Annotated in this window: 7 protein-coding genes; 6 read left to right on the top strand and 1 reads right to left on the bottom strand. The window is 38.5% G+C overall.

Annotation, left to right across the window (positions count from 1 at the left end; genetic code table 11):
• Positions 1–14: 14 nt before the first annotated feature.
• From AC1DDX_RS00555 to AC1DDX_RS00575, 5 genes are all read left to right on the top strand, one after another.
• Positions 15–1,571, top strand: coding sequence for a RagB/SusD family nutrient uptake outer membrane protein (locus tag AC1DDX_RS00555; RefSeq protein WP_477621703.1), 1,557 nt, complete (start codon positions 15–17; stop codon positions 1,569–1,571).
• Positions 1,572–2,160: 589 nt separating this feature from the next.
• On the top strand, positions 2,161–5,220 hold the full coding sequence (locus AC1DDX_RS00560) for a SusC/RagA family TonB-linked outer membrane protein (protein ID WP_337717481.1): 3,060 nt from the start codon (positions 2,161–2,163) through the stop codon (positions 5,218–5,220).
• Positions 5,221–5,231: 11 nt separating this feature from the next.
• Positions 5,232–6,884: a RagB/SusD family nutrient uptake outer membrane protein gene (locus tag AC1DDX_RS00565; RefSeq protein WP_337717483.1), complete on the top strand. Its 1,653-nt coding sequence runs from the start codon at positions 5,232–5,234 to the stop codon at positions 6,882–6,884.
• Positions 6,885–7,053: 169 nt separating this feature from the next.
• Positions 7,054–9,315, top strand: coding sequence for a GH92 family glycosyl hydrolase (locus AC1DDX_RS00570; RefSeq protein ID WP_477621704.1), 2,262 nt, complete (start codon positions 7,054–7,056; stop codon positions 9,313–9,315).
• Positions 9,316–9,318: 3 nt separating this feature from the next.
• Positions 9,319–10,734: a glycoside hydrolase family 125 protein gene (locus AC1DDX_RS00575; protein ID WP_337717487.1), complete on the top strand. Its 1,416-nt coding sequence runs from the start codon at positions 9,319–9,321 to the stop codon at positions 10,732–10,734.
• A 77-nt stretch (positions 10,735–10,811) separates the two neighbouring features.
• Here AC1DDX_RS00575 and AC1DDX_RS00580 read toward each other — a convergent pair whose 3' ends face one another.
• A complete protein-coding gene (locus AC1DDX_RS00580) occupies positions 10,812–12,002 on the bottom strand; it encodes an ROK family protein (RefSeq protein WP_246269352.1) in 1,191 nt (396 codons plus the stop codon).
• Between the two features lie 406 nt (positions 12,003–12,408).
• Here AC1DDX_RS00580 and AC1DDX_RS00585 point away from each other — a divergent pair, with 406 nt between their 5' ends.
• Positions 12,409–14,163 carry an ATP-binding protein gene (locus AC1DDX_RS00585; RefSeq protein ID WP_337717489.1) on the top strand — a complete coding sequence of 585 codons (1,755 nt, stop codon included), beginning with the start codon at positions 12,409–12,411 and terminating at the stop codon, positions 14,161–14,163.
• Positions 14,164–14,187: the final 24 nt, after the last annotated feature.

Below are 14,187 nucleotides of genomic sequence, written 5' to 3' on the forward strand. Positions count from 1 at the left end.
AAAAAGATATACTGATGAAAATTAACATATTAAAACATATTAGCAGTGCGGCCCTTTTTGGACTATTACTGCTTGGATCAGGTTGTTCAAAGTTTCTTGAAGAGCGCGATCCTTCAAATCTGGCACCTGATAATTTCTATACCATACCGGAACATGCTGAAGCAGCGATAGCCTCAGTATATGCAGGGACACGATTTATTGGCGATGGGGCCGGAATCTTCTCTTCAAACTGGCAATTGCTGGAAGCAGTGACAGGAACTTCTACCACAGAGACAGCTCAAAACTCCGACCTAAATAACTTATACGGACTGATTTACGATCCGAATACGGGACATGTAATCAATTATTGGAATGGTATATATCGAGTTATTGCTCAGGCAAACCTGGTTCTTGAAAAAGTTCCAGGTATTACGCCTATGGATGATGCACAAAAGAAACGTATTTTAGGCGAAGCAAAATTCCTCCGTGCATGGGCATATTTCTATGCAGTAAGGTTGTGGGGAGATGTACCATTAATTACAAAACCACAAACACTACAGTCTGAGGATTTTTTCCCTAAGCGGGCTACAGCTGAGAGTGTATATACTTTAATTGTAGAAGATTTGATTGCTGCTGAAGAGGCGGGATTACCCTGGATGAATAAGAATGGCAGGGTTTCGCTGGCAGCAGTTAAGTCGGAACTGGCGTTGGTTTACCTGACAATGGCTGGCTTCCCATTGAGCAAAGGAGCAACCCATTACAAACTGGCAGCGGATAAAGCCAATGAGGTGATCACTTACGCAAAAGCGAATCCGGCAGCGATTGATCTTTTTGCAACTTATGCAGAGGTACACAGAGAAACATTGAAAAATGAAAAAGAACACATTTTCATGATCCAATACAATTCTGTAGTTGCAGGTAACCCAATGGACAATATGTATCCAAACTTCAAACCGGTTACATTTAATGGTGCATCGGGTACAGGAAGTACCGTTCCTACCMGTCAGTTTTATAATTCCTACGAAGCAGGAGATGAACGTGCCAAAGACCGGGAGGGGTATTTTTATACCAGCTACTTTACTAATGGTAACGGAGCTTTATTTCAACTGGGAGCACCTTATATATTCAAACACTTTAATACCATCGCCAATGGTTCTTCGGGCGTAGCGGGTACACGCAATAACAATTTGAATGTACCGGTGATTCGCTACGCGGAAATTCTGCTTGTCTATGCCGAAGCTCAAAACGAGTTAGGTGCTCCAACGCAGGATGCTTATGATGCTTTTAAGCGCATTCGCGATCGCGCCAAACTGGTAACTCCTGCATTTGGCACTTACAGTCAAACAACATTCCGGGAAGCTGTGTGGAGAGAGCGCTGGCATGAACTGTGTTATGAGCAGATCACCTGGTTTGACATGGTCAGGCTTAGAAAAGTATATAACGAAACTACACAGGGATTTGATAATTTTGTGGGACATGTGAACCTGAGTTCCAATCAACCTTTACAGAATAAACATCTGCTTTTCCCTATTCCAAGACCTGAGTTGCAAAACAATCCTAACCTTGCCCCTCAAAATCCCGGATATCAATAATATCAAATAATTAATCAGGATAGAGCCTGCAGTTATATTTTATACTGCAGGCTTTTTTGTGATTTTTTTGCTACAAAGCCTAGATTTTTATCCATTATATAGCCTCTTTTTTTGCCTTAAATTCCAGTAGTAATTGCTTTATTTTAAGGGGACTTAACTTCTATTTTTCTTTCATATCATTTCAAATTGTAACAATATTGTTTGTAAAAAAAGCAAAAAAAAAATTCTGGTTTGAACAATTTTCTTTAATATTGGCGTTGATAAAACGTTTTACTGAAATCTACGTATACCAAATATTCATGAAAAACCAACGATTATTCTTAGCCGCTGCTCTCTCACAAAACATTCAGGTTGTTCCGTTAAAAAAATATTTTCTTTTTATCAATAACCGCTTCAGGGTATAATCTTAGACCCTCTCTCAACTAATCTAATTTTCTCTCTTTTTAGGCTACTCCAAAGTAGAACCATAGACTTTTTATGCCTACGGTTTTGATATCTGGAAATAGCTGATAAAACGTTTTATCTGCTTTTGCAACAGTATGAACTTGAAACATTTAATAACACTAACTATAATTTAAACTAAAAACCCATGAACATTAAACTACTAATTGGTACGGGGGTATGTCTACTCTGTTCCATGAGTTTTCGAAGCTACTCTGCAACGGAGGGTTATCTGGAAACGAATAATTTAAGCCGGGCCTTATCTCAGCCAGATAGACAGGCTGTTGCGCGCAAAGTAATCATAACAGGGGTAGTCCTGGATGAAAAATCTCAACCTATACCCGGTGTTGGAGTTAAAACAGCATCAAATAAAGCTACAGTAACTGATGCTAACGGTAAATTCAGCATCGAAGCCGAAAGTGAGACGGAATTAATTACTTTCTCTTATTTAGGCTATGCAACGCAAAGTAAAGCTGCTGGAAATGGTACTGCGCCATTAACTATTAAAATGGCGCTTGATGAAGGTGTGAACCTTGATGATGTTGTTGTAGTAGGAGTAGGTTATGGAACATTAAAGCAAAAAGAGGTTACTTCATCTGTAGCTCACGTAGGTAGAGAAGATTTCAGACAAAGTGGTTCAAGAAACCCACTAGATCTTATCCAAGGTAAAGTAGCCGGTCTTCAAATTTCCAGACCGGGCGGATCTAATCCGAATTCTGGTGTAAGCGTTCAGCTCAGGGGAGCAGTAACCTCTACGGGTAGCGGAACACCTTTATATGTAATTGATGGTATTCCTGGTGGTAATCCCGATCTATTGCAACAAGATGATATTGCTTCGGTAGACATCTTAAAAGACGGATCTGGTGCTGCAATATACGGTACCAGTGCCAATGCGGGTGTAATTCTAATTACCACCAAAAAAGGTAAATCAGGACCTGCCACATTTGATTACTCTTCATACTTTAGAAAAGAGTATATCCAAAACAGACCAGATTTCTTAACAGCTGATGAGTACAGACAGAAAATTGCTTCTGGAGAACTTAAACAACAAGATTTCGGCCATAGCACTGATTTTTTTGATGACTTGATCAATCACAACAATTTTTCTCAGAATCATAACCTGGCATTAACCGGTGGTTCGGATAAAACCAGCTATCGTGCCAGTGTAAATTACAGGAATCTTGATGGGATTGCCCGTGAAAACGGTCGCGAGGAATATGGACTGCGTTTAAATGTAAATCAAAAGGGACTAAACGACAAGTTAAATGTGCAGCTTAATTTAGCTACCAACATCAACAAAGCAAACATGTTAGGTGGTGGCGGTTGGGAAAGCGAGTCTACAAAAAACCCGACATTATCTAATTTTAATGACGATGGTAGTTACCGTTTTGACTTGACCAGTACCAATGAGTATGCGCGTTTAGCCCAGCAAACCTCGTACAGGAAACAACAAACGAGCTCTGCCGATGCAAAGGCAGATCTGGAAATTGTTAAGGGTTTGAAAGCTTCAATTTTCGGATCGGTGCAGCGCAACAGTTATACGGATGGGCAATACCGTTTAAAAGCCAGTGAAGATTCAATGGAAAACACAGATTTTCCAGGCGGCGGATATGCTTATAAAGGTGACTTTTTAGAGCAGAAATATGCCTTGGAGCCAACAATTCAATATGAAAATACTTTCGCTGATAAGCATAAAATAACTGCAATCGGTGGTTACAGCTATAGATATGAGATTCAGGAGGCATCTAGCCTTGAAAACAGAGGCTTTATTAATGATGCATTTCGGGAAGATAATATAGGTGCTGGTGCAGCTCTGGGGGTTGGAAAGGCAGGTATGTCCAGCTCAAAATCTGACAACACATTGATTGCTTTTTTTGGAAGAGTGAATTATGTATTCAATGACAAGTATATGGCGCAATTTATTTTACGTCATGAGGGTTCTTCGAAATTTGGTAGAAATAACAGATGGGGTAATTTCCCAGCAGTATCTCTTGGATGGAATATGTCTCAGGAAAATTTCATGAAGGATGTTAAGTTTATCAATTATCTGAAATTGAGAGCTGGTTATGGTATGACTGGTAATGCTCCTACAGAAAACAATGTTTCTAGAGTTATGCTTGGCGAAGGTGGCAAATATCTGTTCCCAGATGGTAGCTATTATGAAACCTATGGGCCGACCACCAACTATAATCCTGACTTGAAATGGGAATCAAAAAGAGAGTTAAATGTTGGTATTGATTTCACCATGTTCGACAATAAATTGACAGGATCATTGGATGTATTTAATCGCAAAACAAAAGACCTCCTTGACGTTTACAGATCTCCTCAGCCTCCATACGTAGTCAGAGAAATTTGGACTAACGTAGGGACATTTTCATCGAAAGGAATTGAGTTAGCATTAGGCTATAAAGCGATAACTACGGAAGATTTTTCTTGGAATACAAATATAACAGCAAGTACAACCAACAACGTAATGGACAGTTACTCCAACTCTCAATATGTTGTTAAGTTTATCCAAAAAGGAGATATACAGGGAGCAGGCGACTTAGGACAAGCTTTTACAACTTTTGAAGGTAAAGAAATCGGTGTATTCTATGGAAAAAGGTTCGCCGGTTTTACAGAAGATGGCAAGTGGTTATTTTATAATAGAAATGGTGAAAAGGTTAGAAATGATCAAATCAACAATTCAAGAAATGATTTAAATGCAACAGATCTTGCACCAATTGGAAATGCGGTACCAAAGTACTATGCCTCATGGGCGAACAATTTCAAATACAAAAACTTTGATTTAAGTATCTTCCTTAGAGGGAAATTCGACTTTGATATATTAAATACAACAGCTTTAAGCTATGGTAATAAATCAGCCTGGAGTGGAAACATCTTAAAAGATGCCTTTACCAAATACAGCCAGATCAACGATACGTACATGTATTCTGATTACTATGTAGAGAGCGGAAGCTTTGTGAAAGTTGACGAGATCACTTTAGGATACAACTTTAAGTTGAAATCTAAAGGCTTAAGGAACCTGAGGGTATACGTTACAGGCCAGAACTTGGCTACAATCACCGGTTATTCTGGTAATGATCCTGACTATGTATTGGATACAGGAATTGGTAATGAGGACAACGGTAGATTTTTAGGAATTGACACTAGGGGGCCTTATCCAAGTACACGTTCTTTCTTAGTAGGTCTAAATGTTGGATTTTAATTAATAAAAAAATGAAAAGTAAATCACTTATATATACTGCATTGGTCGGCGCATTGTGCTTAACAAACGCTTGTACCAAACTTGATGAAAATGCATATAACGTAATTGCTGCGGATGATTTCTATAACAATAAAACTGAAGTCATATCCGCTGTTTTAAGACCTTATACTCATGCCAACGCATGGGCTACCCCTTCCGGACAAGACGGCTGGTGGAGACTTGCAGAGCTATCCGGAGATCAGCTGGCATGGCCAACTAAAGGTCGCCATGGTGAAGATGGAGGCAAATGGAAAAGATTGCATTACCATACCTGGACAGTTGATGAAGGTGGAATTGACAATGCATGGGTATTGATGTATTGGGGTATGGGTCTTTGCAATAGCGCTATTACAAATATCGAGAATCGTGATATTGCAAAAATGGGTATCACACAAGCAGAGAAAGATGCTTATATTGCTGAATTGAAATTGCTTCGCGCATTCCACTATTTAAAACTAATGGACTTATTTGGTAACATCCCGATCTCGACAGTTATTCCAGAGGGTGCATCTGCAGATCTTCCAAATACTACAAACAGAGCAGAAGTATTTGCATTTATTGAAGGTGAGATTAAAGCAAATATAGAGAAAGCACCTAAGGCATCAAGAGCTACCCTCGGTCGTATGAATCAGGCAGCTGGTTATGCAATGTTGGCGGAGCTTTATTTGAATGCAGAGGCATGGATAGGCACTCCTAGATGGGATGATTGTATCGCAGCAACTGATAAAATAATCTCAGGAGAAGCGGGAGGACAAAATGGAACTATGGCTTTAGATCCAAACATTTCAGACCAGTTTAAAAGCACTAATGATCTGTCTAAAGAAGTGATCTTCTCAATTGCTTACGATTATAAAATTGCCAATTTTGCTACGGGCTTTCCATCGGAATTCTATCACTTTAAACAACAGGAAATCTATGGCGGTGGCCGTAATGGTAACGATGGTATTGTTGTAATTCCTGGCGTATACACCACCTACAAAGACGCTGACAAACGTAAATCTGATTGGTTGTTAATTGGTAAAATGGTTAAGTTTTCGGATGGAAAAACACCTGTTTTGGCTTCTGAAGAATACAAAGATCTGCAATTAGAATTTGTGGATAATATCCAGAAAAACAAAACTGGCTCTAAAGTCTCTAATATGAGTGAAGGTGAAGAGAACAGCGGTGTTCGTTTTAATAAATATAAATTAGGCAATCAATTTCCTGGACCAGGCGGAAAACCTGAAATTGATCCTAACTATAATAATACCGACTGGAACATCTACCGCTTAACCTGGATTTATTTTGCAAAAGCAGAAGCGATTATGCGTAAAAACGGAGGCGTTGCAACAGGGGAAGCTGTACAATTAGTCAACGATTGTAAAAAACGTGCATTCACTGAGGCTGACTGGGCTGCTAATGCATACACGACTTCAACACTTACAATGGATGAGTTATTAGCTGAACGCGGACGTGAGTTCATTTTTGAAGGTTTCAGAAGAGATGACTTAATCCGCTTTGGTAAATTTGCTTCAGGTTCATGGTGGGATCATACACCTAGTAATGCAAACAAGGCTTTGTATCCAATTCCACAGCAGCAGCGTAATTTAAATACTAAGCTTACTCAAAACCCAGGTTATAATTAAATAATAATTCCTTAGGATTTTCCTAAGTATCAAGAACGGGTGATTGTTAACAACAATCACCCGTTCTGTTTTTAAAAGTTATTTTATTTTCATATTATTGGGATACTAAATCGTTTTAAACCAAATATAAAACCCCCTTAGATAGGTAATAAGGGAGAACCACACAAACATGAAACTAAAAACTATTTTAATCGCATTTGTATTGCTGCTCAATGTTGCATTTGCGCAACAGCCAGATCTGGTGCAATACGTAAACACCCTGCAGGGTACCAATTCTAAACATGAACTTACAAGGGGTAATACATACCCTACAACAGCACTACCTTTTGGCATGCATACATGGACCCCACAAACGGGTAACAATGGAGACGGCTGGAAATACCAATATTTTAAGAAAACCATTCGCGGTTTTCAACAAGCCCATCAATGCAGTTCATGGACAAATGATTATTGCGTATTTTCTTTAATGCCGGTTACAGGAAAGCTAGTTGTAAATGAAAATGATCGCCAGACTGGTTTTGACCACAAGAATGAAATTGCTAAACCTAATTACTACAAGGTAAAACTCGATAATGATGTTGTAACTGAAATTGCCCCAACAGAAAGGGGAGCGCACCTGCGTTTTACTTTTCCTAAGAATGGTAAAAGTTACCTTGTTTTGGACGGATACACCGGTTTAAGTGAGGTAAAGATCTATCCTAAAGAAAAAAAGATCACAGGGTATGTTCATAACGGCCGTATAAGAGACAGCCTGAATAGCTATTTCGAAATCATTTTTGATAAACCGTTTGTAAAGTATGGTACCTGGGATAACACTAATAATGCAATATCAGAAGGTACATTAACAGCACAGGGTAAAGGGAAGGGTGCTTACATCGAGTTTAAACCTGGCGAAATGGTACAAGCGAAAACGGCGTCATCCTACATCAGTGAAGATCAKGCAAGCTTAACTTTAAAAAGAGAGTTAGGGAAGTTTAAAACCCTGGATCAAACAAAAGCTGCGGGCGCAAAAATATGGAATGACCATTTGGGTAAAATCCTTGTAGAAGGCGGATCGGAAGAGGATAAAGCTACATTCTATTCTTGCTATTTCAGAGCAAGCTTGTTTTCAAGACAATTCTTTGAATATGATAAAGATGGTAAACCTTATTATTTTAGTCCGTATGACGGTAAAGTGCACCAGGGATACATGTTTACTGACACTGGTTTCTGGGATACCTTCCGTGCCCAGTTTCCACTAAATACTATTATGCAGCCTACAATGCATGGCCGTTATATGCAGGCAATGTTGGATGCGCAGGAGCAATGCGGATGGCTTCCATCCTGGTCATTCCCTGGAGAGGGGGGAAGTATGATTGGTAATCACGCCATTTCTTTATTGGCTGATGCCTGGGCAAAAGGGATCAGAACATTTAATCCGGAACAAGCGCTAAAAGCATATCTTCATGAGGCAACCAATAAAGGTCCATGGGGCCCCGCCAATGGCCGCCATGGTTGGAAGGAATATTACGAACTGGGTTACGTCCCATATCCCGAATACAGAGAGGCCACAGCAAAAACGCTGGAATATGCTTACGATGATTTTTGTGGCTATAATCTGGCAAAAATGACCAATAACGATTTCTATGCTGATGTATTTAGCAGACAGATGTATAACTATAAAAATGTTTACGATCCAGGTACCCGCTTTATGCGCGGTAAACAAAAGGATGGCAAATGGGTGCCTAATTTTGACCCCATCGAATGGGGTGGTCCGTTTACAGAAGGCAACGCATGGCACTATCAGTGGTCGGTATTTCAAGACGTTCAAGGGCTAATCAATCTGATGAAAGGCGAACAGAATTTCACTGCTAAATTGGATTCTGTATTTACTGAACCCAATAAAGTTAAGGTAGGTACTTATGGTGGCTTAATCCACGAAATGACAGAGATGGTGATGGCCAATCTGGGCCAGTATGCACATGGTAATCAGCCAATACAGCATATGATTTACCTATATAATTATGCAGGTGAACCATGGAAAGCACAATTCCATGCACGAGATGTAATGTATAAACTTTATAATTCTACAGAAAATGGATATCCTGGCGATGAAGATCAGGGCCAAACTTCTTCATGGTATGTATTAAGTGCAATCGGTTTTTATAGCGTTTGTCCGGGTACAGATCAATATGTTATTGGCAGTCCAATGTTCAAAAAAATTACAATTAGTCTGGAAAATGGCAAGAAATTTATCATAGAGGGAAACAACAATAACAAAGAAAACTTTTACATTAGTGCAGCCGCGCTGAATGGAAAAATATATACCAAAAACTATATCACACATAGTGACATTACCAATGGGGGTATATTGAAATTTGAAATGAGTAATAAACCAAATCTGCAAAGAGGCCTTTCTGGTGATGATAAGCCTTTTTCTTTATCAAAATAAAACATGAAACGAAGAATCTTTTTACAAAACACCGGGTTATTGGCAGCCGGACTTATGGTAGACAAAGTATCATTTGCTGCAGCACCAGATTTTCCTGTTGTCAGAGTACCTGAATCAAAAAGACACTTTCAAAGTAAAGCTGTAGAAAGTGCAATAGCTGAATTCAAAAAGAATGTCAAAAACAAGGAATTAGGATGGTTATTTGAAAACTGCTTTCCTAATACTTTAGATACTACGGTAACTTATACAGAACAAAATGGTAAGCCTGATACTTATGTTATCACTGGTGATATTGATGCTATGTGGCTGCGCGATAGTACAGCTCAGGTAACACCTTACTTATCGCTTGTAAAGGATGATAAAAAACTGCACGATATGATTGCGGGTGTAATTAACCATCAGGTAAAATGTATTCATAAAGATCCCTATGCAAATGCATTTTATGGCGATGAAACGAAAGAAGGGGAGTGGAAAACCGATATTACCGACATGAAACCGGGTATTCATGAGCGCAAATGGGAAATTGATTCATTATGTTACCCAATCCGTTTAAGTTATCAATATTGGACGTTAACTAAAGATACAGCACCGTTTGATACAGCCTGGAGAGATGCAATTGCTTTAATTGTGAAGACTTTTAAAGAACAGCAAAGAAAAGACGGTCTGGGACCATATCATTTTCAACGCAAAACATCCTGGGCTACTGACGGCGTACCATTAAGTGGTTACGGATATCCAGTAAAACCAGTTGGGTTAATCTGTTCTTCTTTCCGTCCTAGTGACGATGCAACTATATATAACTTCCTTGTTCCTTCTAATTTCTTTGCGGTTATCAGTTTAAAACAAGCAGCAGAAATATTGAAGGCAGTAAATAAAGATACTGCTCTGGCAAATGAATGTATTGCCTTGGCAACTGAAGTTGAAAATGCATTGCAGAAATATGCGATTGTAACACACCCTGAATTTGGTAAGGTATATGCATTTGAGGTAAATGGATATGGCAGTTTCAATATTATGGACGATGCTAACGTACCTAGTTTACTGGCACTTCCTTATTTAGGTGCGGTAAAACCTAATGATCCCGTATACATCAATACACGCAAACTAATTCTTTCATTAGAAAACCCTTTCTATTTTGAGGGTAAGGCCGGAAAAGGAATTGGAAGCCCACATACGGGATTAGATAAGATCTGGCCAATCAGTGTTGTAATGAGAGGATTAACGAGCAACAATGATGCAGAAATTAAGCAATGTTTGCAAACATTGCAAAGCGGTCATGGTGGTACGGGATTTATGCACGAATCTTTTAATAAAAACGATGCTAAAGATTTTACCAGATCTTGGTTTGCATGGTCGAACACAATTTTTGGCGAGCTGCTTTGGAAAATTTACAAAGAAAAACCTCACCTTTTGGTGTAAATAATGGTCTAAGTAAAAGGGAGTTGTTTTTTCTTAAACAACTCCCTTTTCAATTATACCTAAAGCAGTAGTTTTGATTAGGCGAAATCGCAATTTTCCACTACAAGAGTTGCGGCACCTAAAAGTTCAGATTGTGATGCAAGATTCGAAACTTTTATTTCTGTATGGTCAGCTAATCTGGGGATGCAGAATTCATTTATAGCTTGTTGTATTGGAGCCATTAAAAATTTACCAGCTGCCGCACCCCGACCACTTAAAACTATAAGTTCCGGATTCATAATGTGAATAAGTGTAGCAATCCCCTTTCCTATTAAAAAAGCAGCATCAGAAAGTATAGAGAGTGCTAAAGGATCACCCGCTCTTGCCGCATCCAGAAAATGATCTCCTTGTAACCTCGATTCATCTTTAAATAAATTTTCCATACTGGAACTTATACCATTTGCCATTTCAGATCGTGCCCTTTCAACCAGAACCAATAAAGAGGTATCTACCTCTAAACAGCCTCTTTTGCCGCATGAGCATAATTTGTTACTTTGAGATAAAGGTATGTGGCTAAATTCACCCGCATAACCATTGTGTCCTTTAAAAAGATTTCCATTAATGATCATTCCAAGGCCTATTCCCCAGCCAATATTTATAACCATAATGTCATCGTAGCCTTTCCCAATCCCAAATTTCAATTCCGCGAAGGCAATCAAGCTAGAGTCATTTTCAATAAATACCGGTAAACCAATTGATTTCTTTAGATAATCCTTTAAGCTTTTTTCGTCTGTGGATTTAAGAAAAGTATGATTAACTCCCTGTTCTGCATTCACAAACCCAGGCATTCCAATCCCAACTCCAAGGAGCTGTTCTGAAGGAATTCCAGAAAGTGCTATGTTTGATTTGATGAACTGGACTAATTTGGTTAATGCATCAGTATCTTCCACCAAGTTGAGTGGGAGTGTATAAGTTATATTTTGAGGTTTGTTTAGCAAATCATAAATAACCATGCGTGTTACCAGCTGATCCATAGCCACAGCGATGATATACATTTGTTTTTGCGGATTCAATGAAAAAGTCAAGGGCCTGCGACCACCACTTGAGGGGGCAAGGCCGTGTTCTAGAACATAACCATCTCTTACCAAATCATTCACTGCGCTGGTAATTAGAGGTAAGCTCTTATGACTAAGAGAGCTTAGTTCAGTTAAGGTGAGCATCTTGCTGTAATACAGCTGTTTGATCACTTCTTTTCTTAAGATGTGGTATTTTCTAATTGTTGCAGTCATGATACATGTTTTCCAGAGGCCGGTAGAGCCAAGAGTATGCCAGTTAAAATATTAATGCGCATAAGACTAAGGATAGCCGTTTAATTTATTATTGGGTTATTATTGTTCATAAGTGAACACGCATCGTGCAATTTGGGACAGCTCAATCGTTCCAGCACTTTGCGTTGTCTAAAATAATGAAAATTATTATCTCCAAGGATAATTGTTAGTATATTTATCGCATCCACCAATTAGGGGGCCTAACCAGTTCAATTTACTGTATGATCCACTTTACAAGACGAGCCTTTTTTAACGGAGCTGCGGGCTTACATCGGGCCTCCTACTCACCACCGATACTCTACTCGGGCGGGGTGATATGGTTATTCCATTAAAATAGGTATCTTTAGAATCTTATTAGCGCCTAATAGTGAACGATTTATCTATATTTAACTGGTCCCTCAAAAGAACGTTGCTGAACGTCTCGGATCCTATTGAAAGAGCCAAAATAACGGTATTATTCATTGTTTTTCTGTTAAATTTCCCAAAACTTGCACTATCAGTTACCGATCATTTAATTAGTCATAGCTACGATAAACTTATTGGCGATTCAATTTCATTTCTCGTCTCAATTGTGGTAATTAAACTATTACTCTCCAGACCAGATATTGTAAAAATATTAATACACGTTGCGTTAATAGCAATTACCAGCTATGTCATGAGGCATTTATTTTTTCATAAAATAAGCATTCCAATAATGCAGCATATTTTTATGGCAATGACCTTTAGCTTTTATGGACTTGGTCGCCGGTGGGGTATCCTTTACTGTTCAATATTTACCGTATCGATGTGTTTAGCACTTATTAATCGTGGAAGCGACTTTACGGTTCTTAATAGTCAATATGATAATCATACCATTGCCATACTCATAATAGGAATTAATTTCATTGCCATAGCAGCATCTCACTACTACTTTTATACCGTCCTCTATGGTACACTAAATGAGAAAAAGATACTTAATGAAGAACTACAGCTTACTGTTAAGTCTAAAACAGATTTTCTTTCAACGATGTCACATGAGCTAAGAACGCCCCTGAATTCTGTGATTGGAATGTCAAACGTTTTACTAAATGATAAACCAAATAAAGAGCAAAAAGAAAATCTGGATGTGCTTAAGTTCTCTGCCGAGAGTTTGCTGTCGTTGATAAACAATATTTTAGATTTTAATAAAATAGACTCAGGGAAAATAGAATTGGAATCGATTCCTTTTGATATCTCAACTCTGATTCGAAATGCCTGCGCAGGGTTCGGAGCAAAGGCTGGAGAAAAGAGATTAAATTATCATGTTCAAATAGATACCCAAATTGGAAAGCAACAAGTAATTGGGGACCCAACAAGGCTTGTCCAGATTATCTTTAATCTAGTAAGTAATGCCATTAAGTTTACCCAAAAGGGGATGGTGGAGGTACGTGCCATAATAAGAAGGAAAAATCAGGATGGTATTGTTATTAGGTTTTCAGTTAAAGATACAGGTATGGGCATCAGTCCTGAAAAGCAAAAAATAATTTTCGAACCTTTCTTACAGGCATCAAAAAGTATTACCAGAAATTTTGGAGGTACAGGATTAGGCCTTTCCATTGTAAAGCATTTGTTAGAGCAAATGGGTAGTAAAATAATGATAGATAGTGAGGTGGGTAAAGGAACCCGCTTTTATTTTGATATTAAATATGCAACAACGGAGCTAACTACTACTACAGTTAAAGAAATTAAGCAAAAAGAGGTAAATATTGATCAGCTAAAAATCCTTCTCGCCGAGGATAATGCAATGAATATCTTGTTCATGAAAAAGCTGTTGTCCACCTGGAATGCTCAAATTGTAATCGCTGAAAATGGTGAAGAGGCATTTAGATTAGCTAATGAAAACTATTTCGATGTAATCCTAATGGATTTAAATATGCCTGTGATGGATGGGTATAATGCAACTAAAATGATTAGAGAAATTGCTGATTCCACTAAATCAAATGTTCATATCATTGCACTTACAGCCTCAGCCTCCGATGAGGTAAGAGAGAAAATAGAAGAGTGCAAAATGGATGATTACTTAAGCAAGCCATTTCAGCCCGAGGAATTAAAAGTGAAGTTGCAAATTGTTCAGGAACGTATAGCAAACTTTAATTCCTTATAATAGTCTAATTTCTGCCCTTTTATC

It is taken from the genome of Pedobacter sp. 10L46_2, assembly GCF_056395165.1.

Excerpts from the sequence above, each read along its gene's own strand:
- AC1DDX_RS00560 (WP_337717481.1), top strand. The coding sequence starts at position 2,161 with ATGAACATTAAACTACTAATTGGTACGGGGGTATGTCTACTCTGTTCC.
- AC1DDX_RS00565 (WP_337717483.1), top strand. The coding sequence starts at position 5,232 with ATGAAAAGTAAATCACTTATATATACTGCATTGGTCGGCGCATTGTGC.
- AC1DDX_RS00575 (WP_337717487.1), top strand. The coding sequence starts at position 9,319 with ATGAAACGAAGAATCTTTTTACAAAACACCGGGTTATTGGCAGCCGGA.
- AC1DDX_RS00580 (WP_246269352.1), bottom strand. The coding sequence starts at position 12,002 with ATGACTGCAACAATTAGAAAATACCACATCTTAAGAAAAGAAGTGATC.